We start from the raw sequence: 23,693 nt of genomic DNA, 5'->3' as shown, positions 1-23,693 counted from the left end.
TCCAGCTTAGTCACAAAAATATTTAATGCAAACAACGAAGTTTTAAACGGTACGGTAGTTTTGTAGCGCGTTGCCAAGTGCATCAGCAAAATCGCAACGCTCGTCTGGGCCAAGAAAAGATGCTATTTCAAGCTTTTGTCCATGAGATGTAAGATGAAGCGGCCCTACCGCGCGTTCAGATTTAGACAGCTGCAGCCGAACCCAATATGGATCAAACGCTTTGAGATCTGTTGCCACCCCGTCCCAGCCGGTTGTTACGGTCAACCGATCATCGCAAATCTCTACAAGCTCATAACGCTTTGCCGCACGGTAATTAAGCCGAAAAGCAAGATAAAGCATTAAAATATCAAGGCCGAAAAAACCAAATACAGGCCACGCGCCAATCAGCAAAAAGAATATACCCGAAATCAAGCAAATGGCTGACAACAAAGACATCAACACAATGAAACCCAGATTATTCAAAGAACAATTAGGACGCAATACGGCACTGAAAAAAGGCTTTTCATCAGACATGCAATTATAATAAGTCTTAAAACTCTTACCTCAAGCAATCGAGGTGCGTCTTAATTTCGCAGTATTTCGTTGAAAACCAATCTATAAGACAAAATATATATGAAAGTTTCTCAGATACCCGAATTTTTTGCCCGTCTAGCCGAGTCCATGCCTAACCCTGAGGGTGAGCTGGATTATGTAAATATGTTCACCCTTTTGGTTGCCGTCGTATTGTCTGCTCAAGCAACGGATAAGGGCGTGAATAAAGCCACTAAGACTCTGTTCCAACTGGCGGACACCCCGGAAAAAATGGTTGCCCTCGGCGAAGAGGGTATACGCGAGAAAGTGAAAACCATTGGCTTGTATCGTAATAAAGCAAAAAATGTTTACGCCTTATCTCAAAAGCTCATCGACCTACACAACAGTGAGGTACCTCAAGATCGCGATGCCTTGATGGCTTTACCAGGTGTTGGCCGCAAAACGGCTAATGTGGTTCTTAATATAGGCTTCGGCGAAGCGCGCTTTGCTGTGGATACTCATGTTTTCAGGCTTGGCAACAGAACGGGGATTGCACCCGGAAAGAATGAACTTGAAGTAGAGAAAAAACTCGACCGACGTGTCCCGGATCCATACCGAATAAATGCCCACCATTGGTTAATTTTACATGGACGCTATGTATGCAAAGCCCGCAAGCCGGATTGCCCTAATTGCGTTGTGCAAGATTTATGTCGATATAAGGATAAAACAAAGGCTTGAAGCAACACGTCTTTAATATGTTTCACCCGCGATATTTCCGCCTTTTAAATTTGCTCCATGCTTTGAAGCAAGCGGCATTATCAGCATAGTCGTCAACTCTATTTACATCGGAACCCGCAGGGTTTCTGGAATGAAGTCCAGTTGGCTGGCCGCGCGCATCCAGAAAAACGAGCAGAGTACAATCCGGCACCCTTTTATCTTCGGGCATTCCTGCAAATTGCAGTATCGTCGTCTTACCTTCACGCCAAACCAATGAAGGTTCCCCTAGTCGAGCAAGTTGAATATTTTGTAACGCTAATTTAGAAGGCGCTTGCATATTATCAAAAGTAGCATCGGCCTGCTGTGATTGCATTTTTTCCTGATTATAAGCAGGTGTGACAAGTTCGCCATTCTCTGAATTAGCGGCATAATAAGCTTCACCCGCGCACGAAGCCAGAAGCGTGAAACACAAACTTATCCACAGAAATTTTCTCATATAAAGCGATTTAGAGCGATTTGAGACAAATGTCCAGAAATTGCCAAACAGAACAATAGAATAAACAAACAAAATTTAACTAGGTGCGATTTACTTGACCCCAATCTGGGCTTCCTGTATCGACTAGTTCCAATATGAGGAGAGTGGCATGTCAAATGAACAAATGGATATTATCGGAATAGGCGCAGCGATTGTAGATGTTTTCGCTGACATCACAGATGAAGATTTAAGAAGACTAAATATGCCTAAGGGGGCCATGACCCTCATTGACACCGACGCCTCCAAGGATTTGCTCGGTCAGATTAATGTGCATACCAGCACCGCAGGAGGGTCTGCCGCAAATACCATCGCAGGCACCGCATCACTCGGTATGTCGTCTGGCTTTATCGGCAAAGTCGCCAATGATCCATTTGGAGACATATTTGCGAACGACCTTTCAAAAATGAATATCAAGCTTTTCGGTCAGCCCCTCAATAATGATACGCCAACGGGCAAATGCATTGTTCTGCTCACCCCCGATGCAGAAAGAACCATGAATACTCTTATTGGCGCGGCTGCTTTTATTACCCCGGAGGATCTTGATGCAGAAGTGTTGAAACAAACCAAAGTCTTTTTTGCCGAAGGTTATCTTTTTGACAGCCCTCAGGGGGTAGAAACTTTTTTCAAAGCCTGCGACATGGTGCATGCTGGCGGCGGCAAGGTCGTCTTATCATTATCTGACAGCTTTTGCGTCGAGCGCCACCTTAATACTTTCAACCAAGCGCTCGCCGGGCCAGTTGATATGCTCATGTCGAATGATGCCGAAGCCAAAGCCATGTTCGGAGGAGCGTCCATTCAGGATCGGATTGCCGCAATGAAGCAAAAAAATATTGATGGCGTGATTACCCGAAGCGCGGATGGCGCGATCATTGTGTTGTCTCATGAAGTAACTGAGATTGCCGCGGAGAAGGTTGATCAGCCTGTAGATCTTACCGGAGCAGGCGATCAATTTGCCGCCGGCTTTCTTTCCGGGGTCGCTTCAGGTAAACCGATGGAAAACGCTGGGAGGCGCGGAGCTGTCGCAGCAGCCGAAGTCATAAAGCATGTCGGCCCACGCCCGCAAGTTAATCTGCAAGACCTCATTAAGGCAGCTAATCTCGCTTAAATTTTTCTGAGGGACACTTGATCAATCGTATGATCGGCAGATTTGTGCAACACGAGGTCTGCGCGCCAGCGCGTCGGGAGAATATTTTCTTCAAGATTGCGTAAATTTATTAACTTCCAGATTTCGCGTGCCACCCGGTCAGCATCCACATCATCCAAATCGGCATAGCGCGAGAAATAAGCATCAGGCTGGCTAAATGCTGTCTGTCGCAGTCCCAGAAAACGCTCTACATACCATTCCTCAATGACCGCAGGTTCCGCATCAATAAAGATTGAAAAATCAAAAAAATCCGAGACAAATGGAATACCCTCTGACGCATCATCCGGGCGCGCAGGCTGTAATACATTCAACCCCTCAACAATCAGAATATCCGGCTGGTCCACCTCAAGATATTGATCCGGCACAACATCATAAATGATATGTGAATATGTTGGGGCTTGGAGACCCTTTTCGCCTGACTTAACATTGGTTAGAAATTTTCTTAGACCAGCCAAATCAAAGCTTTCAGGAAAGCCTTTTCTATCTGCAAGACCGCGCTCTTCAAGCGTCTTATTGGGATGCAAAAATCCGTCCGTGGTAACAAGTTCAACTTTAGGATGGCTGGGCCAACGGGCCAGCAATTCCTTTAAAATACGAGATGTCGTGCTTTTTCCAACCGCCACTGATCCGGCGACACCAATAATGTAAGGCACTTTTTGAGTGTTCCCAAGAAAGGCATTGGTCGCCCCGTGCAACGTTTGCACCCCCTCCGCATAAAGATTAAGAAGGCGCGATAACGGCAGATAAATTTGCTCAACCTCAGCAATAGAAACCGTTTCGCCGCGCCCACGCAAACCCACAACCTCTTCTTCTGTAAGCGGCAGCGGCGTATCATCGCGCAACTTTCCCCAAGCGGTGGCCGAGAAATGTCGATAGGGGGAAGGTGGGCTTCCGTTTTTTTCTACACTCTTGTCCTCAGGGTTTTTCATACGCTAATCCCCTTTTGTGACACCTTTATGTTCAGCCGCCTGTCTTGATGCTTTTTCTTCCAGACCGGAAACGCCCTGTCTCTTGGCGAGAATATCCAAAACCTCACCTAGGCTGACACCCAGCGACGCCAACAAAACCAACAGATGATAAATCACATCCGCAGCTTCCAGTGCCAATTCGGAAGGATTGTCCTGTGCCGCGGCAATCAATGCCTCGACAGATTCTTCATTGAGCTTTCGCCCGATAGTCGCCGGCCCTTTTGAGAAAAGCTTTGCCGTATAGGAAGCTTCAGCATCGCCGTGCTTGCGTGTTTCAATGATTTCGAAAAGCTCATCAAGAATTTCCGATTTTTGAGACACCATTTAATCTTCCCCTTGAGGCTCTCCCTTGAGCCTTATCTTAAAGCCTGACGTCAATGCCTGCGGCCAGCATAATCTGCTTGGCTTCTGAAATTGTAAAGTTCCCGAAATGGAAAATACTTGCCGCAAGCACCGCGCTCGCATGCCCCTCAACGACACCACTAATAAAATGTTCCGGATGCCCAACGCCACCCGAGGCGATAACCGGCACCGGCACAGCATCTGCAAGCTTGCGGGTCAGGGCCAAATCAAAGCCCTCTCTCGTTCCATCACGATCCATAGAGGTTAATAAAATTTCCCCCGCACCACGTGCAACCATTTCTTGAGCGAAGTTAACCGCCTCAATCCCTGTCGCTTCGCGTCCGCCGTGGGTAAAAATTTCCCACCGACCCTCATCAGTCTGTTTCGCATCAATGGCGACAACAATACATTGGGAGCCAAATTTACGCGCCGATTCCACAACTATATCCGGGTCTTTAACAGCCGTCGTGTTAAACGAAACCTTATCAGCCCCCGCCAGCAATAATTCACGAACATCTTGAGGCGTGCGCACGCCGCCACCTACTGTCAACGGCATGAAGCATTGCTCTGCTGTCATACGAACAACATCAAGCAAAATACTTCTGCGCTCATGGCTGGCGGTGATATCAAGAAAACATAACTCATCCGCCCCGGCAGCATCATAAGCACGCGCTGCTTCAACCGGATCACCCGCATCAATCAGATCAACGAAATTAACTCCTTTAACGACACGCCCATCTTTAACGTCAAGGCACGGAATAATTCGGGTCTTCAGCATATACCCTCCATTGCCAAAGCGCTGGTAGCATCCAGGCGACCATCGTAAAGTGCGCGACCCGATATGACACCCGTCACGCCGTCTTTCTCAACCGCCAGCAATTTTTCAAGATCCTCAAGCCCCGCCAACCCGCCAGAGGCTATAACAGGAATATTTATGCCCCGCGCCAGCGCCGCAGTTGCCTCAACATTAATACCCCGCAGCATGCCATCGCGGTCAATATCTGTGTAAACAATGGTAGCAACCCCCACATCCTCAAATTTCTTGGCAAGTAATTGAGCATCCATATTGCCGGTCTCAGCCCAGCCTTCGACGGCAACGTTGCCATTGCGCGCATCTATGCCAACAACAATGCGATTCGGAAAGATGCGACAAGCCTCAATAACTAGTTCAGGATGGCGCACCGCCGCCGTGCCAAGAATAACCCGCCCGACCCCACGCGCGAGCCAGCTTTCTATTGTTGGCAAATCTCTTATCCCGCCACCAAGCTGGGTTGTAACTTTTGTAGCCGCAAGAATTTGGTCAACCGCATCAGCATTGACAGGCGCACCTGCAAAAGCACCATCCAGATCAACAAGATGGAGATGCGAAAACCCTTGAGATTGGAAAGCCTTAGCCTGTGCCGCAGGGTCATCATTAAAGACCGTTGCACGATCCATATCCCCTTGCTCAAGTCGCACGCACGCGCCATTTTTTAAATCTATTGCAGGGAATAAAATCATGGTCGCCACTCCAGAAAATTTTTGATGAGACGCAGGCCAACATGCTGGCTTTTTTCGGGATGAAATTGCGTGCCGATAATATTGTTGCGCCCAACCACCGATGCAAATGATGCCCCATGCGTAGTGGTCGCCAGACAATTACTTATATCGTCGGGGCGGAAAGCATAAGAGTGGACAAAATATACAGACTCTCCGTCCAACCCTTCCAGAACCTTATGGCCCTTCGACACATCAATCGTGTTCCAGCCCATATGCGGAATTTTATAAGCAGTGCTGTCAACTTCAAGCTTTTGCACGTGCCCGGGCAACCAATCGAGGCCATTTGTTACTTCGCGTTCATGGCCTGTGGTGGCCAGCAATTGCATACCCACACAAATACCCAGAAACGGCTTGCCGCCAATTAGCACTCTCTCTCGCAACGCTTCCGTCATACCGTCAAGCGCATCAAGTCCCGCCGCGCAATCCGCAAAAGCACCAACGCCAGGCAAAACAATATGGTCCGCCGCCGCGACGTCTGCGGCATTGGCAGTCAGCATTACCTCAGATGTTAATGAGAGCTCGGATGCAACACGCTCAAAAGCTTTTTGCGCAGAACGCAAATTGCCTAAGCCGTAGTCGATTATTGCTATTGTCAAACCCTCATCCCCACAAAATCCAAAGTAGGCCGATCCAAGTTAATTGCCGAGAACGCCTTTTGTGGAGGGAATGTCATCTGCCTTACGTGGATCAATGTCTATTGCCTGACGCAAAGCACGCGCCAGCCCCTTAAAACAACTTTCGATAATGTGGTGATTATTCTCACCATACATATTTTCAACATGTAACGTTATACCGGCAGATTGCGCGAAGGCTTGGAACCACTCTTTAAAAAGCTCTGTATCCATATCACCCAGCTTAGGCTTGGTGAAATCAACTTTCCAGATAAGGTAAGGCCGCTGTGAAACATCAAGCGACACGCGGCTACAGGTTTCGTCCATCGGAATAATGGCGCTGCCATACCTGACAAGCCCTTTAAAATCACCCAATGCCTGGCGTACCGCCTCGCCAATAACGATGCCTGTATCTTCTGTTGTGTGGTGAAAATCAATATGCAAGTCACCCTTGGCTATCACTTCGAGGTCAATCAGAGAGTGCCGGGAGAGTTGCTCAAGCATATGATCCAAAAACCCGATGCCCGTCGAGATGTTATAAACGCCGGTGCCGTCAAGGTTCAGTTTGACCGTAACCCCTGTTTCTTTGGTTTCACGCTTAATTTCTGCTGTTCTTGACATGTGTCCTACCAGATTTTGTTACGGCCTTTTTAACAGGTGTCAGGGTGATTTGCCAATAATTTGGCACATTTTGGCTTATGTCTTTTTTTCCGCAAGCGCACACAAACTGCGCCGCTACCACCCATATTTGGAGGGGCTAAATCAAAACCCATAACAAGGCCTTTTTCGGCCAGCATGCCTAACCAGATCGGGGTCTCTTTTTTTAATGCACCTTCTCCCCGCTCACCTTTGCCCGTAATAATAAGCACCCACTTGCACCCATTTGCGTGGGCTGAATGGATAAAGGTCTCAACTCTTTTTTTGGCGATTGCCGCCCTTAAACCATGCAAGTCAAGCGTCTGTTCAATCGCATCGCGTCCGCGGCGTACACGGCGCAACTCATTACGGTCCAGCCTCTCCAGCTTCTTGACGGATTTAAGGGGTGTAGGTCTTGAGGATTCATGTTTAGCAGCAGGTTTGGGGGAGGATTGTTTCAATACACTCATTTTCCCGACTGCGGGTTTTTTGGTGTCCGGACGCGCTGGCTTGCTAAGCCGCTCGGCTTGATAAGAATCCTTTTGCTTTTTATTTAGCTTGCGGGTTGATTTTGCAACGCGTGCCCAAACGTCCGCTTCGTCATCACCTTCAGAAGAAGTGGATTTGTTTTTTCCAGAATTCTTCTCAGAACCCTGCATAATCTAGACACTTTCGGTGGCGACCAAAACCCAAATCGGGGTTTTTTTCTTCAAATCGCGCTCAAAGCTCCACAAATCATTATTTTTATTTATATTTTCCAGTCCGCCCTCAAGCAGCTCTCCCGCACTGTCGGTTAACGCCGAAGCCAGCGAGACCTCAAAATTGATTGTGATGCGGGCAAGGCTACCTTCAAGCTCAACATCAGCGATTTCAGCGCGATCCACAGAAATAATTTCGGTGCGCAGGGTGTGCCCCTCCTGCTCTCGCGATTTCATAACCTGATCAAAGCCTTGATAAACCTCTGCACTTACAAGCGGTTTGAGCGTTTTGCGGTCATGCTCAGAAAAGCACCGGAGAATAATTTCATAGGCTGTGGACGCGTTTTCTATAAATAAGCGCGCATCAAATGACGGATCAAGTCCGCGGATTTTTGTTAGTTCATCTGCAGTTTTGGGAGTCTCGCCATTGGCAACCACACGCAAAGGTGGGCGGCTAGGGCCGCCTTCTGTCTGCTGGCCTCTGCTATGACTGTTTTTGTTGTGGTTTTTATCCCTGTCATCCAGACCAAAACCATAAGTATCGTTATTTTTATTGTTGGTGCCGCCGCCAGTACCCAAAACAGCATTCAGCCGCCAGATAATGACGATTACAAAAACCAGCAATATGAGGTTCAAGATAGTTATGACACACTCCTTGTAATCTTTATTTCGACATCTTACATGAAAAACATACACAATGAGATATTTTACCCGTGGTGAGTTGTCTCATGCAGAGATAGTAAAGCTAATCTCTGAATAAACAGGAAAAAGTTAATTATGTCTTTTTTATTGTTAGTTTTTTTCATTTTATTACCGATTGTCGAAATTACGCTTCTTATTGACATCGGAAGCAATATCGGCGCCGGCGCAACAATCCTACTTATTATCGCCACCGCAGTGGTCGGGGTGGGGCTTGTGCGCTATCAAGGTTTATCTATTCTAAAAGATGCGCAAATTCAAATAAGCAAAGGCCAACCCCCTGCTAAGGCGTTGGCGCATGGCATTCTTGTCTTACTTGCAGGATTAATGCTCATTATCCCCGGCTTCTTTACGGACGGTATTGGTTTTCTGCTACTCTTGCCGCCTGTTAGGTCTCTGCTTCTAGATTTCGTTGTCGGGAGCATAATGACTGAATTCACTTCGGATTTCAGTGCAAAATTTTATTCCGGCGCATTCTCGCAAAATAGTGGGGCTCACCCCGCCCCAGCAAATGATGATGATGTCATTGACGCCCAACATATCGTGATTGACAAAAAAGACCCTGAAAGTTAAGCATCACTCAAATATTCAAGCGCATTTTTAAAACTAAAGGACGACGCCATGACCGCCGACGATAATAATGACGCCCCCCAACCTGCCGCAAATCCAAGCTCAGATGGGCCGAGCTTTAGTGTTCTCAGCCAATATGTAAAAGACTTATCTTTTGAGAATCCCCACGCCCCCAATAAGCCAGCTGAAAGCAAAGAAGGTTCCAATATTGATGTTCAGGTAAATGTCGGCACAACCCCCCTGCATGATGACGCCCATGAAGTAACATTGAACTTTCGCGTTGAGGCCAAAACGGGTGAGACGACACTTTTTATTGTCGAGCTAGTTTATGCCGGTGTGTTTAAAATCGTCGGACTCACGCAAGAAGCATTGCGCCCGGCACTCCTGATAGAAGCGCCGCGCCATCTGTTTCCTTTTGCGCGCCAAATAATTGCCGATGTCACTCAAAACAGTGGCTACCCAACACTCATGCTTGATCCGATTAATTTTGCCGGCCTTTATCAGCAGAGTGAAGCGCGCGCGCAAGAGAGCAATGAGGCCAATACTCAGCCAAACTAGTCGGCTCTAAATTATTCAGTAGCCTGCCATTTTGAGGGCGCTGACAGGTTTTTTATAAATTCCTGATGCGCGCTTTCCTCCGCCTGCGTGAGGCGAGACGGAAGCGGTTCCGGGCGTCGCGGGCGCGCTGTGTCGGTATGCTGTTTTATTTCCTGATCATTGCAATCAAGCCGATCCTGTTTAAAAATTAGCCCGGGCTGACGACCGCCCTTCAGCTCAAGATAAACCTCGGCAAGCAGTTCACTATCCAGTAAGGCGCCGTGCTTTTCCCGCCCTGAATTGTCGACCCCAAATCTACGGCAAAGTGAATTCAAATCGTTTTTCGCACCCGCAAATTTTGTGCGCGCAATTTCCAACGTATCAACAACACGATCATAACCCAGCGCCGGTCGGCCAATTAGGGCTAATTCATGATTTAAGAACCCCATATCAAATGGGGCATTATGCATAACCAACTTGCTGTCACCGATGAAGGCGAGAAAATCATCAACCTTCTCGGCAAATTTTGGCTTATCACGCAAAAACGCATCACTTATGCCTGTTATGTTCGTCGCCCCCTGAGACATTGGGCGCTCAGGATTGAGATAACATTGAAAAGTTCTTCCGGTGGGCATTTGGTGCTCAACTTCAAGACAGCCGATTTCGACAATTCGATCACCATCATCCGGGCTTATGCCGGTGGTTTCTGTATCGAGGATAATTTCTCTCATCTGACCCGTTCTGTTAAACTAGCAAGCCTATGTCGTTAGCGCCTTTCTGACCGCCAACGCCCGCGCTGGTATATCATCAAGCCTGCTTATTATATCCCTGATTTGCCTATGGGCGTCTGCCACAGAAATTGTGCTATCCACAACAAAATCAGCCTTCTCACGCTTCTCGGAATCCGGCATTTGCTTGCTTAAAATGGAATGAAACTTTTCTTCTGTCATACCCGGGCGGTCAAGCACACGTTGTTTTTGCACCTCGGGGGACGTGCTAACAACAACCACAACGTCAACAAGACCCTCAGCTTTTTTTTCAAGTAAAAGTGGAATATCTAGAATGACTGCTTTTTTACCGGCAGCTTCCTGTGTCTCAAGAAAATCTTTTTGCATTTTACCCGCAAGCGGATGAACAATACTTTCAAGTTTTTGCAACATCTCACCATCATTTAACACTAACTTTCCCAATATCGTCCGATCCACGGCACCATCTTTTATGGCTTCCGGAAAGTGCTCAGAAAGAGGGGCAACAGCCGCGCCGCCTTTTTCGTAAAGTGCATGTACCGACGCATCAGCATCATAAACTGGCAGACCCTCAGCTTCGAAAAGTTCAGCAGATTTAGATTTACCCATCCCAATAGAGCCCGTCAGGCCGACCAGCAACATCAGCTTTTCTCCTCGAGATTATTTATAACAAGCTGTCTCAATTCCGGTGTCACTTCAGGCGTAACCCCAAACCATGCGGCAAAGCTCGGCGCCGCCTGATGCAAGAGCATGCCAAGACCGTCAACAGTCCGCAGGCCTTTTTGTGCGGCAACCTTTAATAAAGATGTTTCCAGCGGCGCATAGACAATATCGACCACCGCCGCAAAATCCGGCAGCTTATCCAACGAGATATCAAGCGAGGGCTGCCCTGACATACCGAGGGTGGTAGTGTTAACCAAAAGTCCGCACCCATCCAACATTGCCGCCCGGTCGTTCCATGGAACAGCAGTCATCTTGGTTTGTGTTCCCTCGCAAAGAAAACCCAAGCTTTCGATTTTTTCCATCGTCCGATTGCTAATCCGCAATTCGGGCACACCTGCATCAACAAGCGCCCCAATTATGGCGCGCGATGCACCGCCCGCACCCAACAGGGCGGCAGGTTTTGACAACCATTTTTTTTCGATATTTGTGTCTTCAGCCCCCTCATGCAAGCTCTGCAAAAAACCATAGCCATCGGTATTGGCGGCATGTATCTCACCTTCTTTAAAAACCAATAAATTGGCAGCGCTTAATCGTGACGCACTTGGATCAACAACATCAGCCAGAGCATAAGCTGCCTCCTTATGGGGCACAGTAACATTGGCTCCTGCATAACCCGCCTCCATAAGACCCATCACAACATCCTGAAAGTCCTCAGGTGAGGCTAGCAATTTCTCATAACTGCCCTCAAGGTTGTGCATTTTGAGCCAATAACCATGAATTAAAGGAGAGCGCGAATGCGTAACAGGCCAACCGAGAATACCCGCCTTTGCTGGGCCTTGAACGCTATTAGCGAGTTTACCGGACATCATACCACAGCCACCCCGTGCTCACGTAAAGCCCCCAAAAGAGGTATAAGAGGAAGGCCTAATATGGTGAAATAATCACCGACAATTTTTTCAAACAACTGACTGCCCTCCGCCTCAAGACGGTAACAGCCAACAGATGATAAAATGCTTGACCCGGCACGCGACAAATACATGTCCAAAAAAGCGTCCGAGAATTTACGCATCGTTAAGGACGCGGTCGTTGTATTTTGCCAAATCAGCTCATCATTTAATGCCAACACCATCCCGTTGATTAGCTGGTGCGTCTTGCCACGCAAAAATAATAGATTACCGCGCGCCTCATCCATATCGTGCGGCTTGTCAAACAACTTGCCATCACATGACAATATTTGATCTGCGCCCAACACTAAATGGTCAGGGTATTTCGCTGCGACGGCGCGGGCCTTTTCGGCAGCAAGAGCAAGCGCGAGGTCTGGGCCACTGGTGAGCGTTCCTTTTAATAAGCCCTCATCAACCTGGCTTGGGCAAATATCAAAATTTATGCCCGCACCACCAAGAATAGTTGCGCGCACTTCACTTGCAGAAGCCAACACCAGTTTTGGTGTCTTGCGCTCCATCACAATGCGCCCTTTTCCTGCTCATCACGGCTTTGAAAAATATTCAATATTTCTGCTGATGTTTCTTCAATCGAGCGTCGGGTCACATCTATGACATGCCAGTTTTTTCGCGCAAATAACCTTCTTGCTTCAGTTGTTTCTTCTTTAACATAGCTCGGGTCGATATAGTCTGTCTCTCCAGTTTCATTGAGAGACAAAAGTCGGTTTTTTCTAATTTGCACCAGACGGTCCGGGCTTGCCGTCAAACCAATAACCAGCGGCTTGGTCAGAGACATCAAATCATCCGTGGGGCTCACGCCAGGCACTAATGGCACATTTGCCGCTTTGATACCCCGATTAGCCAGATACATACATGTCGGAGTTTTAGATGTACGACTGACCCCAACAAGGACAATGTCAGCCTCTTCTAAATCATGCTGGTTCTGACCATCATCATGCGACACTGTATAATTTAAAGCCGCGATACGCTCAAAATATTCCTTATTCATTGGGTTTTGGCGCCCCGGTTGACCCCTCAAGCCAACACCTAAATAAGACCCCAAAATAGTCACAAACGGATCCAGTACTGAGATACAGGGAATATCAAAACTTTGGCAGGCCTCTTCAAGACGAGACGATAGTTCCGGTTGAACAATACTATATAAGACTGGCCCCGGGGCGGACTCTATAGCTTTCAGGGCTCTATCCAACTGCTTGCTTGAACGAATAAGCCCATAGCTATGTTCAATCGCACGCGCGCCCTCAAAACGCGCGCACACTGCTTTGGCAACAGCGTTAATGGTCTCGCCCGTACTGTCAGATATCAAGTATAAGTGAAATAGCTTTTCGGACTCATTCATTCTTTTTTCTCTCTCATTTATATCTCATCTTAAACGCCAAAATTGAGAATGACATATGCCGTTCACGCCTCAATGGAATTGTGAATCATGTGAATAACAAGGATAAGGGGCTTATTTTACAAACCCAAGAAATTTTATACCCATGTTTGATATTTTGTTGGATGATTTATGCATGGTTTAATAAATCGTCTTAAACTAATCTGAATAAGTGGGAAAACTGATAGAACTATTGTCAGATTTATTTATCCCCGTTTTTATCATTATTCACACACACCTAATATCGCCTAAAACGTCAAAATTAAGCAGAGTTTATGCAGATAAAATTAAAAGCCTGAACAAAATGTGTATATCTTGCTCACTCATCCAATTTTCAAGAAATATTTATGCGCAGCGCGTCCCTCTTGATAAGTATGTGTAAAACATATTATCCACAGCAGAACAGGGACACTAATACATCTACTTTCTTTTTATATATATATAGTAAAAGGAAATAACATTAGCGCCGAGCTAAATTTCAGTAAAAACACGACAAGTTCTCAAATATGCAAAAAACAATCCTATCAGTTTTTAATAATATAGAGTGTCCTAAGTCGCCACCAATCTGGCTTATGCGCCAAGCGGGTCGATATTTACCAGAATATAAAAAAGTTAGGAAACAAGCAGGGAGTTTTTTAGATCTTTGCTATTCACCAGAACTTGCTTGTGAAGTGACACTTCAACCTATTCGTAAATACGCTTTTGATGCATCTATTCTCTTTGCAGATATTCTTCTTATTCCTGATGCGCTGGGTCAAAAGGTCTGGTTTGTTGAAGGTGAAGGTCCACGTCTTGAACCAGTAAGTTCACCCGACACATTGTCTTTAGATAATCTATCACACCAAATGCAGCCAGTTTACGAAACAGTTTCTTTACTGAAACAACGCCTCCCTGAGGAAACAACACTTATCGGCTTTGCCGGATCACCGTGGACAGTTGCAACATATATGATTGCCGGAAGGGGAACTCCTGACCAAGGGCCTGCTCATGCTTTAAAACAAAATGATATTATTGCTTTTCAAGGTTTATTGGATGTGATTGTTGAAGCTACGATTGATTATCTAGCGTCCCAGGTCGAACATGGTGCAGAAGTTCTTCAGCTTTTTGATAGTTGGGCCGGCAGTCTTATTGGAGAAGATTTTGATCGTTTTTGTATTGCACCAAATAAATCAATCATTGATGGTTTGCGTGCGCGTGGAATAACCACTCCGATTATCGGATTTCCAAGGGGTGCAAAAGATAGATATATTGATTTTGCCATTGAAACTGGTGTTCAAGCGATAAGTATTGATCAAGATATCCGCCTTTCATCTGTCATAGCTGATTTACCCGATACAGTTGTGAGCCAAGGCAACCTTGATCCGCTATGTCTTATTGATGGTGGACAAAATATGTTTTCACAAATTGACGATATAATTGAAGTGACCAAAGGACGGCGACATATTTTCAATCTTGGTCATGGGATAAAACAATATACACCACCGCATCATATTTCTGAACTGGTGGATTATATTCGAAATAAGGGATGATTATATGGCTGACATTCTAACAGGTTCATATACATGGTTACTTTCTTTACACCTTATTTCTGTCATGTTCTGGATGGCGGGAATGTATTATTTACCGAGGTTGTTTGTTTATCACGCGGAAGCGATCGAAAATAACGAACCCTTTAAGGTTTTTGAGCGCATGGAGTACAATCTTATACGCATAATCATAAACCCGGCTATGATTGCCGCATGGATATTTGGTCTTTTACTTTTATTTTCTCCAGGTCAAATTGAGAGTGCCGGTTATTGGTTACCTATTAAATTATTTGCTGTTGTCGTTTTATCTGCCTATCACGGTATGTTGTCGTCATGGCGTAAAAAGTTTCTTCTCGAGACTCCCCCTAAAAGCAGTAAATTTTTTCGCATGATTAATGAGATACCGCCAATTTTGACGATTTTGATTGTGATTATGGTAATTGTTAAACCGTTTTAATGTTTAGAGATCACTTTAGGCTTGAACTGTTAAAGTTTTAAGCGCATGATAAATATGTACCTTCTTTTCTGTTCCCTCAGTGTGTTTTCAGATGCATAGCATTACCGGGTTAATCGGTAATTTTATAGGCGACAGAATCCCCCGACAATGAGTTAACTTATGGAACAAATTAAGCTTCAGGACTTAAAGTCTAAATCCCCGACAGAACTTTTAGCATTGGCTGAAGAAAACGATATTGAAAATGCTTCTACAATGCGCAAACAGGACATGATGTTTGCCATTCTGAAAGAACTTGCAGAACAAGGTGTTTTTATTATTGGTGAGGGGGTTGTGGAGGTTTTACCAGATGGTTTCGGGTTCTTGCGTTCGCCAGATGCGAATTATTTGCCCGGTCCGGATGACATTTATGTAAGCCCATCTCAAATAAGGCGTTTTTCTCTTCGCACAGGCGATACAGTTGAAGGTGACATTCGCAGCCCTAAAGATGGGGAAAGATATTTTGCCTTATTAAAGGTCAATAGTATTAATTTTGAAGACCCCGATAAAATTCGTCACAAAGTTAATTTTGACAATCTAACCCCGCTATATCCTGAAGAGCGAATTTTAATGGAGTTTGACAACCCCACCGAAAAAGACCGCTCCTCTCGTATTATTGACATTGTCGCACCCCTTGGAAAGGGCCAACGAGCCCTTATCGTTGCGCCACCGAGAACCGGTAAGACAGTTCTACTTCAAAATATTGCCAAATCTATCGCCGCTAATCACCCTGAGTGTTATCTCATTGTACTTCTGATTGATGAACGACCGGAAGAAGTGACAGATATGCAACGTTCGGTAAGTGGTGAGGTGGTCTCCTCGACATTTGATGAGCCTGCGGCGCGCCACGTTCAGGTGGCAGAAATGGTTATCGAAAAAGCCAAACGGCTCGTTGAACATGGGCGTGATGTTGTTATTTTGCTTGATAGCATTACCCGCCTTGGTCGGGCTTACAATACGGTTGTCCCCTCCTCAGGTAAGGTTTTAACTGGCGGCGTAGATGCGAATGCTCTGCAAAGACCAAAAAGATTTTTCGGTGCTGCTAGAAATATCGAACAGGGTGGTTCACTGACGATTATTTCAACCGCACTCATCGATACTGGTAGCCGGATGGACGAAGTCATTTTTGAAGAATTTAAAGGTACAGGTAACTCAGAGATTGTGCTGGACCGTAAAATTTCTGATAAGCGCGTCTTCCCATCTATCGATATTATGAAATCCGGCACACGGAAAGAAGAGCTTCTCATTGACAAAGAAACGCTTTCGAAAATCTACGTGTTACGTCGGATTCTTAATCCTATGGGTACGGTAGATGCCATTGAGTTCTTGCTCGATAAACTCAAGCAAACCAAAACCAATGACGAGTTCTTCGACTCAATGAACACCTAATTACTGGGCCCAAAACCCAGCTTTATAAACTGAAATTTAAAGCGCGCTGTTCAACAGCGCCAGTGAGCGTTCATTGGCTAGATTGGCTGCCGCTTCGTCATAATGCATGCCGGTGAAGCGCGCAAAACCGTGGTCAACGCCCGGATAAATATGAACATCAAAATTATCGGCTGTTAGCCCGTCTTTAATCGCCGCTTGGGCCTCTGGTGGAACAAAACCATCATCTTCGGCAATGTGTAGAAGTGTTGGGATTTTTATATTTCCAGCTTGGTCGAGCATCGTTTCAATGCCGACGCCATAATAACTGACAGCAACATCAGCGTCTGTGCCGAGTGCGGCCATGTAGGCCAGACGACCTCCAAGGCAAAAGCCCAGCACACCGACCTTGCCGTTACAGGCGGGGTGGTTGCGAAGTGTGGTGATGGTGGCTTGTATATCGTCAATACCGGTTGGTTGATCAAACTGACCCATAAGCTCAATGCCGCGATTAAACTCTTCTTCCTTATTGGGGTTGAGTTGGACACCCGGCTCGAGACGCCAGAAAATGTCGGGCGCCGCTGTTACAAAACTTTTAGCGGCATATGCCTCAACTGTGGCGCGAATAAAATCATTAACACCAAAGACCTCTTGAATAATCACGAGTCCGGGTGCGCCCTCTCCATCAGGTGTTGCCATATAGGCACCCATTTGTCCTGATGCGCCAGACGTTTCAACTGAAATCATGTTTCCGGTCATTTGTGTTCCCCCTATCAGTGCTACTCAATATTTAAAACAGCTACATGCAAAAAACCGTTCAATCGTGTTGTTAAATCCTCAACAGATTTAGCAGGCGGTAAGCATGCATTATGCGTACAAACATATGCTGTGGGTTGGTCAAAGGCAAATGACATTTTATTTGATGCGCTGTTTATGTTTGTCGTGCCATCCAAAGGAATATGAGATGGTGGATTTTGTCCCGGTATAACAGGATGTACAACCAGCCCCGGACATGGGTGTGCGTGCGCTGCTTCCATTAACAGCTTAAAACCACCATCCGATGGGTCACCTATGATGACACAGCTGGCTTGGTGGCGCGTGTTTTCTGTTTCGGTGAGATAGCGCGGCATTTGAGGATAATGCTTGATGGCTGTAATCGCTTGGGTTTTGATGAGAGCTTCCAGCTTGTTGCGATATTCCTGCTCGCCGGTAAAAATGGAAAGCCGCCGATATATATCAACCATGGTCCCGTTAGCATTTGGTGTTGCGCCGTCATAACTATTATGGGGGCGGGCGATAAGCGCCTCAGCACCCGATGCGGTCATATAGAAGCCCCCAAGCCCATCTGCATAAAAATGTTCAAGTGTTTTAATTAAGGTTTCGGCGGTTGATAAATAATCTGCCCGGCCTGTGGCGCTGAAAAGAGCCAGCGCGGCATCCGCCATATTGGCATAATCTTCTGCCATGCTTACATTAAGCCGGCTGTCCTTGCGGGCGGCGTGGGCAAGCTTTATAAATCCTGCATCTTCGTAAGACATGATATGAAGGATGCCCTCAAAAGCCTCTTCAGCTTTGTCCAGCCAGTTTTTGTTTTGAAAAATAGGCGCCAGCCGCGCCAGTGCAGCAATCACCAATCCGTTCCAATCGGCCAAGATTTTATCATCGCGCCCGGGTGGGGTTCGAAGGTTTTGTGCACGCGCCAAAATATCAAGTGATTGTGCATGCTGAGCTTCCTCTTCGAAATTGTCATTGTTAAGCGAGGGCGGCAAGCGATTTAGGATGTTTACGTCACCACCTTCGGGAAAGTTACCTGCATCGGTGACGCGGTAGTCACGGGCAAAGGCAGAAAAATTATCTCCTAAGAGAGATGCCAGCTCAGTAGTTGTCCAAACATAGTATTTGCCTTCTTCGCCTTCGCTGTCGGCGTCAAGGCTGGCGGCAAAAGCAATGTTGTTACCCTGCGCTTTGTTGGTTGTGGTGATGAGCATTTCGTTAAAAAGCCATCCGACCGTTTTTTCAATGCGATCTTTTGGCACCTCGTCATGCGTTGATTTCCAAACGCCCCCCATCAAGTCCAGTAAAAGGGCGTTATCGTAAATCATTTTTTCAAAATGCGGCACAAGCCACTCGGCATCAACGGAGTAACGACAAAACCCGCCGCGCACATGATCGAAAATGCCACCATGACATAGTCCGCTGAGGGTTATTAACACGGCTTCTCGGCTAACATCCCGCCCGTTACGTAACCAGTCTTGCCAGAGCAGATCATATATGAGGGGTTGTGGAAATTTGGGCGCACCCCGCATGCCCCCATAGGTTAAGTCAATTTGCCGGGCCAGATTCTCTGAGGCTTCGCTTGCCAAATCCTCCGGCACCCCAAGCGGGACATCAGGGGAAAGCTGCTCCAATCCCGCGGTTTTGAAGGAGGCATTATTTTGGTTGTTCAGGGCTTCGGTTAGTTTTTTTGCATTATCCAGAACCTTTTCAGACTCGTCTTGGCATATTCTGGCGATTTCCCGGCAGATGTCAGGGAAGCCCGCTCGACCATATTTTGCAGTAGGCGGGAAATATGTTCCCCCCCAAAATGGCCTGCCATCTGGCAATAAAAACATGGTTAAGGGCCAGCCGCCCTGCTCGCCCATCATATGCAGGGCTGACATATAGATATCATCAATATCGGGGCGCTCCTCTCTGTCCACCTTAATGTTGACAAAGAGTTCATTCATGACAGCTGCGATGCTTTCATTTTCAAAGCTTTCATGTGCCATAACGTGACACCAGTGGCATGCTGAATAGCCGATAGACAGCAAAATGGGCTTCTTCAAATCCTCTGCAATTTTCAGTGCTTGGGCATCCCATGGCTGCCAATGCACCGGATTGTCTTTATGTTGCAGTAAATAAGGGCTGGTTTCGTTTGCCAATCTGTTTTCAAGACCTTTCTTGGGGGGTGTCTGATCTTGTGCCATGGCTACGCTCATTGAAATCTATTGACGAAGGAAATACCATCATATACGCCCATGATGATTCAGCAAGCGCGCGCCTTATAAGATGAAGGGGGTGAAGAATGACTGTTTATGCTTTATCCACCCCGCCGGGGCGCGGTGCGATTGCCATTATACGCATCACTGGTAGTCATACCGCCGCCACGCTAGAAAAGCTGACGGGAAGGCTCGCGCCACAGCCGCGTCAAGCGGCGCTCAGAGTTCTGTCGGACCCCGGGACAGGCGATCCGATTGACTCTGGCCTCGTGTTGTTTTTTCAGGCGCCGCACTCTTATACGAGCGAAGACATGGCTGAGCTGCATATTCATGGCGGCATTGCGATTGTTGACCGCTTGCTCGGGGTTTTGTCTCAGCTTGAGGGGTTAAGGCCGGCAGAGCCCGGAGAGTTTACGCGACTTGCTGTTCTCAATGGACGTATGGACCTCACGCAAGCTGAGGCTGTTGCAGATATGGTTGACTCCGAGACAATGGCGCAACAAAAGCAGGCTTTTCGACAAATGCAGGGCGCTCTCGGCACGCTTTATGAGAATTGGAGGCAAAAGCTGGCATCATCACTGGCGCATTTGGAGGCTGATATTGAATTTGCTGATGAAGATTTGCCGGGCGGTATTGGTCAGGCGGTACTTGCCGACGTTGCAACCCTTAACGATGAGATTGCCAGCCATATTCGGGATGATAGGGGGCGCTCGCTTCGCCATGGTGTGGAGATTGCCATTATTGGCGCCCCGAATGTTGGCAAGTCCAGCCTGCTTAATTATCTGGTGGGGCGCGAGGCGGCGATTGTGTCTGCGCGCGCTGGCACAACCAGAGATATAGTTGAGGTGTCTTTAACACTTGGGGGTGTGCCAGCCGTGCTCGCAGACACAGCCGGTATTCGTGAGGCTGGGGACGAGATTGAGAGGGAAGGTGTTCGCCGCGCACTAAAAAGAGCTTCGGAGGCGGATATTCGTCTTCATGTTACAGCCTTTGGCGATTCCCCTCGCTCTGATGGGGTTAATACTGATAAGGCAAGTTTTCAGGCTGGAGATATATATGTTGCCAATAAGCAGGATATTGGTGAAACCACACGCCCCCCAAATATTCATGAAGATGATTTTTTCGGCGTTTCTGCAGAAACTGGTGCTGGCATGCCGGCCTTTATACAAGCTCTTAATGCAAGAGTTCAGCAAAACTTTGGACTGGCAGAGCGACCAGCGTTAACACGAACGCGTCATCGAATAGCACTTCAGGCGGCAAGTGTTGCTCTGAGTCGTGGCCTTGAGCGCGCCGAGTCAGGCATGGAGCTAGAGCTGGTGGCTGAGGACTTGAGGCTCGCTATGCGCGAAATTGGGCGCATAACTGGCGCAGTGGATGTTGAAAGTCTTTTGGATGTTGTTTTTCGGGATTTTTGCATAGGAAAGTAGATGGCTCCTCCGTTTGGCTTGGATTGTTTCACGTGAAACATCTTGCCGAGGGGCTTGGGTTTGTATAAAAACGGCGCATGAACATGGTTCAGGAAAAATACGATGTTATTGTGATCGGCGGCGGTCATGCGGGCTGCGAGGCTGCGGCTGCGTCTGCACGTCTGGGCGCACAAACACTTCTTGTCACGCATAAGCTTGAAACCATTGGGGAGATGTCTTGTAACCCTGCCATAGGGGGCGTGGGCAAGGGGCATTTAGTGCGCGAGATTGATGCGATGGATGGTTTAATGGCCCGCGTTGCTGACCGTGGGGGTATTCAGTTTCGTGTGTTGAATCGTCGAAAGGGGCCTGCAGTGCGTGGCCCACGCGCGCAGGCCGACAGAAAGCTTTACAGAGAGGCAATGCAAGCTGAGCTGGCGTTGATTGACGGGCTTGAGGTTGTGGCCGCCGCCGCCGCTGACATCATTGCGGTGAACGGTCATGTTGGTGGTGTTGTGTGTGAGGATGGGCGACGCTTTTTGGCCCCTGCTGTCGTGCTGACCACGGGAACTTTTTTAGACGGCCTCATTCATATTGGTGAGAAGCGTATTCCAGCGGGTCGACATGACGAGGCTCCGGCAAAGAAACTTTCCGAGCGTCTTTATGCTCATGGGTTTAAAATGGGGCGCCTGAAAACCGGCACGCCCGCCCGATTGGATGGTAGAACAATCAACTATGATAAGTGTGAGCCTCAGCCGGGTGATATGCCGCCCGAGCCTTTTTCATTTCTAACGGAACGTATAACGACACCCCAAACCATCTGCCATATTACTGGCACGACACCTGAAACACATCAGATTGTCGCCGATAATTTAAAAAAGTCGCCGGTTTTCTCTGGTCAGATTGATGGAGTCGGGCCGCGATATTGCCCTTCTCTGGAGGACAAGATTCATCGCTTTGCAGATCGTGGCAGACATCAGATTTTTCTTGAGCCAGAGGGTCTTGATGATCACACGGTTTATCCGAACGGGATTTCGACAGCCCTGCCAGAAAATGTTCAAGAGGCGTTTGTGCGAACCATTCCGGGGCTGGAGGATGTCGCTATTATCCGCCCGGGCTATGCCATTGAATATGACTATATTGATCCACGCGAGTTGCTCCCTAGCCTAGAAACAAAAAGCCTTCCCGGCCTGTATCTTGCCGGACAGATTAACGGGACAACCGGCTATGAGGAGGCTGCGGGCCAAGGTCTTGTTGCTGGGTTGAACGCTGCGCGGAAGGCCGGGGGTGGCGATACTTTCGTCCTGGATCGTGCCGATGCTTATATTGGCGTGATGATTGATGATCTCGTCACCAAGGGCGTCAGCGAGCCATATCGCATGTTTACAGCGCGCGCAGAGTACAGACTTTCTTTACGTGCGGATAATGCTGACCAAAGGCTTACGCCGGTGGGCATTGCCCTTGGCTGTGTCGGCGCTAATAGACAGGCGGCTTGGGAAGAAAAGAGGGACGCCCTGGCCTCCGCGAGAAACTTTGCGGCGGAAACAAACATGACCCCCAGTGAGGCTCAGAAGCATGGGCTGCCGGTGAATGCGGACGGTATTCGCCGAAGCATAACGGATTTGCTGGCACATCCGGATATTGAGTGGGCGCAACTGCAGGCGATATGGCCGGAAATGTCCGGCTGGGCGCCCGCCATACGTCAGCAAATTGAAACTGACGCGCAATATGCCGGTTATCTTGATAGGCAGAAGGCCGACATCGCAGCCTTTAGGCGCGATGAAAGGCTCCGCCTTCCTGACAATATGGATTTCTTGTCCCTTGAGGGAATGTCCAACGAGGTGCGGCAAAAACTTGCCGCGGCCCGCCCAGCCACTCTGGGGCAGGCGGCGCGTGTTGATGGGATAACCCCAGCTGCCCTAACGCTTTTGTTGCACCTTGCCAAGCGCGACACAGCGACCTCTAAACCTAAGCATGCGCCGGAGGAGGCGGATGCGTGAGGCCGATATCAACCCGGATATTGAAAATCTCATCCAGGCCTTTGGTGTTTCACGTGAAACAATTGACCGGTTAGAGATATATCAGTCTCTTTTAGGGAAATGGCAGAGTTCCATTAACCTTGTTGGGCCTGCCACGCTTCATCAGTTTTGGACGCGGCATGTGGCGGACTCGGCTCAGCTTGTGGCCCTTGCACCCCCTTTGGCGCGGAGGTGGGTGGATCTCGGGAGCGGCGGCGGATTCCCTGGCCTTGTGATTGCTCTGATATGGGCGTCGCGGCCTGCGACAGATGGCGGGGCCGTGCATTTACTTGAAAGTGATGGCAGGAAGTGTGAGTTTCTGAAAACCGTTATTAGGGAGACGGGTGCGCCGGCCGTGGTGCATGAGGGTCGAATTGAAGAAATTAGCCAGCAAAACCCCGACATCTTTGCCGAGATAGATGTGATTAGCGCCCGCGCACTTGCGCCGCTGGATAGGCTCCTTTTAATGTCTCTGCCATACTTTGATATCCACACAATAGGCCTCTTTATGAAGGGGCGCGGGTGGCAAGAGGAATTGACGGCGAGCGAGGTTTCGTGGAATATGGATGTTGAGGTTGTCCCCAGTAAGACGGATGAGGAGGCTAAAATCTTGATTTGTCGTCAACCTAAATTGCGACAATCTGGTTTGCGTTAG

The 23,693-nt window shown here is 47.8% G+C and carries 27 protein-coding genes; 10 read left to right on the top strand and 17 right to left on the bottom strand.

Annotation, left to right across the window (positions count from 1 at the left end; all coding sequences use genetic code 11):
- Positions 1–42: 42 nt before the first annotated feature.
- Positions 43–513, bottom strand: a complete 471-nt coding sequence (locus RS24_RS07645; RefSeq protein ID WP_021777632.1) for a DUF2244 domain-containing protein — start codon at positions 511–513, stop codon at positions 43–45.
- A gap of 99 nt (positions 514–612) precedes the next feature.
- On the opposite strand from RS24_RS07645, the gene nth reads away from it, so the two are divergent.
- Positions 613–1,248, top strand: coding sequence for an endonuclease III (gene nth / locus RS24_RS07640; RefSeq protein ID WP_021777631.1), 636 nt, complete (start codon positions 613–615; stop codon positions 1,246–1,248).
- Positions 1,249–1,270: 22 nt separating this feature from the next.
- On the opposite strand, the gene RS24_RS07635 is transcribed toward nth, so the two are convergent.
- Positions 1,271–1,699 (bottom strand): hypothetical protein, encoded by a 429-nt coding sequence (locus tag RS24_RS07635; RefSeq protein WP_021777630.1) that lies wholly within the window; start codon positions 1,697–1,699, stop codon positions 1,271–1,273.
- A gap of 172 nt (positions 1,700–1,871) precedes the next feature.
- Between RS24_RS07635 and RS24_RS07630 the strand changes: the two genes are divergently transcribed.
- Positions 1,872–2,867: an adenosine kinase gene (locus tag RS24_RS07630; RefSeq protein WP_021777629.1), complete on the top strand. Its 996-nt coding sequence runs from the start codon at positions 1,872–1,874 to the stop codon at positions 2,865–2,867.
- Here the strand turns inward: RS24_RS07630 and coaA are convergent.
- From coaA to RS24_RS07590, 8 genes are read right to left on the bottom strand one after another with little or no spacing between them, the layout of a single operon-like run.
- Entirely contained in the window at positions 2,864–3,835 is a 972-nt protein-coding gene (gene coaA, locus RS24_RS07625; RefSeq protein ID WP_021777628.1) for a type I pantothenate kinase, read from the bottom strand. The two genes, RS24_RS07630 and coaA, sit on opposite strands and share 4 nt — an antisense overlap.
- Before the next feature lie 3 nt (positions 3,836–3,838).
- Positions 3,839–4,198 carry a phosphoribosyl-ATP diphosphatase gene (locus tag RS24_RS07620; RefSeq protein ID WP_021777627.1) on the bottom strand — a complete coding sequence of 120 codons (360 nt, stop codon included), beginning with the start codon at positions 4,196–4,198 and terminating at the stop codon, positions 3,839–3,841.
- Positions 4,199–4,235: 37 nt separating this feature from the next.
- On the bottom strand, positions 4,236–4,994 hold the full coding sequence (gene hisF, locus RS24_RS07615; protein WP_021777626.1) for an imidazole glycerol phosphate synthase subunit HisF: 759 nt from the start codon (positions 4,992–4,994) through the stop codon (positions 4,236–4,238).
- Positions 4,988–5,716 (bottom strand): 1-(5-phosphoribosyl)-5-[(5-phosphoribosylamino)methylideneamino]imidazole-4-carboxamide isomerase, encoded by a 729-nt coding sequence (gene hisA / locus RS24_RS07610; protein ID WP_021777625.1) that lies wholly within the window; start codon positions 5,714–5,716, stop codon positions 4,988–4,990. Before hisA ends, hisF begins: the two co-directional genes overlap by 7 nt.
- Positions 5,713–6,351, bottom strand: coding sequence for an imidazole glycerol phosphate synthase subunit HisH (gene hisH, locus RS24_RS07605; protein ID WP_021777624.1), 639 nt, complete (start codon positions 6,349–6,351; stop codon positions 5,713–5,715). Before hisH ends, hisA begins: the two co-directional genes overlap by 4 nt.
- 39 nt (positions 6,352–6,390) lie before the next feature.
- Positions 6,391–6,987, bottom strand: a complete 597-nt coding sequence (gene hisB / locus RS24_RS07600; RefSeq protein ID WP_021777623.1) for an imidazoleglycerol-phosphate dehydratase HisB — start codon at positions 6,985–6,987, stop codon at positions 6,391–6,393.
- A gap of 29 nt (positions 6,988–7,016) precedes the next feature.
- Positions 7,017–7,661 carry a Smr/MutS family protein gene (locus tag RS24_RS09800; protein WP_021777622.1) on the bottom strand — a complete coding sequence of 215 codons (645 nt, stop codon included), beginning with the start codon at positions 7,659–7,661 and terminating at the stop codon, positions 7,017–7,019.
- Between the two features lie 3 nt (positions 7,662–7,664).
- On the bottom strand, positions 7,665–8,336 hold the full coding sequence (locus RS24_RS07590) for a Tim44/TimA family putative adaptor protein (protein ID WP_021777621.1): 672 nt from the start codon (positions 8,334–8,336) through the stop codon (positions 7,665–7,667).
- Between the two features lie 141 nt (positions 8,337–8,477).
- Here RS24_RS07590 and RS24_RS07585 point away from each other — a divergent pair, with 141 nt between their 5' ends.
- A complete protein-coding gene (locus tag RS24_RS07585) occupies positions 8,478–8,972 on the top strand; it encodes an FxsA family protein (protein WP_021777620.1) in 495 nt (164 codons plus the stop codon).
- A gap of 48 nt (positions 8,973–9,020) precedes the next feature.
- Complete coding sequence (gene secB, locus RS24_RS07580) at positions 9,021–9,527, top strand: protein-export chaperone SecB (RefSeq protein WP_021777619.1); 507 nt, start codon at positions 9,021–9,023, stop codon at positions 9,525–9,527.
- An 11-nt stretch (positions 9,528–9,538) separates the two neighbouring features.
- On the opposite strand, the gene dnaQ is transcribed toward secB, so the two are convergent.
- Genes dnaQ through RS24_RS07555 form a run of 5 tightly spaced genes read right to left on the bottom strand, consistent with a single transcriptional unit; the run spans position 9,539 to position 13,216 of the window.
- Positions 9,539–10,237, bottom strand: a complete 699-nt coding sequence (gene dnaQ, locus RS24_RS07575) for a DNA polymerase III subunit epsilon (RefSeq protein WP_021777618.1) — start codon at positions 10,235–10,237, stop codon at positions 9,539–9,541.
- Positions 10,238–10,264: 27 nt separating this feature from the next.
- Positions 10,265–10,894 (bottom strand): dephospho-CoA kinase, encoded by a 630-nt coding sequence (gene coaE / locus RS24_RS07570; protein WP_021777617.1) that lies wholly within the window; start codon positions 10,892–10,894, stop codon positions 10,265–10,267.
- Entirely contained in the window at positions 10,894–11,784 is an 891-nt protein-coding gene (locus RS24_RS07565; RefSeq protein ID WP_021777616.1) for a shikimate dehydrogenase, read from the bottom strand. The genes coaE and RS24_RS07565 overlap by 1 nt, the downstream gene beginning before the upstream one ends.
- The gene (locus RS24_RS07560; RefSeq protein ID WP_021777615.1) at positions 11,781–12,377 is read right to left on the bottom strand and encodes a Maf family nucleotide pyrophosphatase; all 597 of its coding nucleotides are present in this window, start codon (positions 12,375–12,377) and stop codon (positions 11,781–11,783) included. Before RS24_RS07560 ends, RS24_RS07565 begins: the two co-directional genes overlap by 4 nt.
- Entirely contained in the window at positions 12,377–13,216 is an 840-nt protein-coding gene (locus tag RS24_RS07555; RefSeq protein ID WP_021777614.1) for a pyruvate, water dikinase regulatory protein, read from the bottom strand. Before RS24_RS07555 ends, RS24_RS07560 begins: the two co-directional genes overlap by 1 nt.
- A gap of 542 nt (positions 13,217–13,758) precedes the next feature.
- Between RS24_RS07555 and hemE the strand changes: the two genes are divergently transcribed.
- The 3 genes from hemE (at position 13,759) to rho (ending at position 16,660) form a co-directional block, all read left to right on the top strand.
- Entirely contained in the window at positions 13,759–14,781 is a 1,023-nt protein-coding gene (gene hemE, locus RS24_RS07550; protein WP_021777613.1) for a uroporphyrinogen decarboxylase, read from the top strand.
- A gap of 4 nt (positions 14,782–14,785) precedes the next feature.
- The gene (gene hemJ, locus RS24_RS07545; protein WP_021777612.1) at positions 14,786–15,235 is read left to right on the top strand and encodes a protoporphyrinogen oxidase HemJ; all 450 of its coding nucleotides are present in this window, start codon (positions 14,786–14,788) and stop codon (positions 15,233–15,235) included.
- A gap of 159 nt (positions 15,236–15,394) precedes the next feature.
- Positions 15,395–16,660 (top strand): transcription termination factor Rho, encoded by a 1,266-nt coding sequence (gene rho, locus RS24_RS07540; protein ID WP_021777611.1) that lies wholly within the window; start codon positions 15,395–15,397, stop codon positions 16,658–16,660.
- Between the two features lie 36 nt (positions 16,661–16,696).
- Here the strand turns inward: rho and RS24_RS07535 are convergent, their stop codons facing one another.
- A complete protein-coding gene (locus RS24_RS07535) occupies positions 16,697–17,395 on the bottom strand; it encodes a dienelactone hydrolase family protein (protein ID WP_021777610.1) in 699 nt (232 codons plus the stop codon).
- A 20-nt stretch (positions 17,396–17,415) separates the two neighbouring features.
- Positions 17,416–19,602, bottom strand: a complete 2,187-nt coding sequence (locus tag RS24_RS07530) for a thioredoxin domain-containing protein (protein ID WP_021777609.1) — start codon at positions 19,600–19,602, stop codon at positions 17,416–17,418.
- Between the two features lie 98 nt (positions 19,603–19,700).
- On the opposite strand from RS24_RS07530, the gene mnmE reads away from it, so the two are divergent.
- The 3 genes from mnmE to rsmG all read left to right on the top strand — a co-directional run bounded on the left by mnmE (position 19,701) and on the right by rsmG (position 23,693).
- Complete coding sequence (gene mnmE / locus RS24_RS07525; RefSeq protein WP_021777608.1) at positions 19,701–21,041, top strand: tRNA uridine-5-carboxymethylaminomethyl(34) synthesis GTPase MnmE; 1,341 nt, start codon at positions 19,701–19,703, stop codon at positions 21,039–21,041.
- Positions 21,042–21,118: 77 nt separating this feature from the next.
- Positions 21,119–23,020 (top strand): tRNA uridine-5-carboxymethylaminomethyl(34) synthesis enzyme MnmG, encoded by a 1,902-nt coding sequence (gene mnmG, locus RS24_RS07520; protein WP_038300798.1) that lies wholly within the window; start codon positions 21,119–21,121, stop codon positions 23,018–23,020.
- Complete coding sequence (gene rsmG / locus RS24_RS07515; RefSeq protein ID WP_021777606.1) at positions 23,013–23,693, top strand: 16S rRNA (guanine(527)-N(7))-methyltransferase RsmG; 681 nt, start codon at positions 23,013–23,015, stop codon at positions 23,691–23,693. The genes mnmG and rsmG overlap by 8 nt, the downstream gene beginning before the upstream one ends.

The organism is Candidatus Micropelagos thuwalensis, from assembly GCF_000469155.1.
In the GTDB taxonomy this organism is placed as follows: domain Bacteria; phylum Pseudomonadota; class Alphaproteobacteria; order RS24; family RS24; genus Micropelagius; species Micropelagius thuwalensis.
This window is presented reverse-complemented; position numbering and strand designations above follow the sequence as displayed.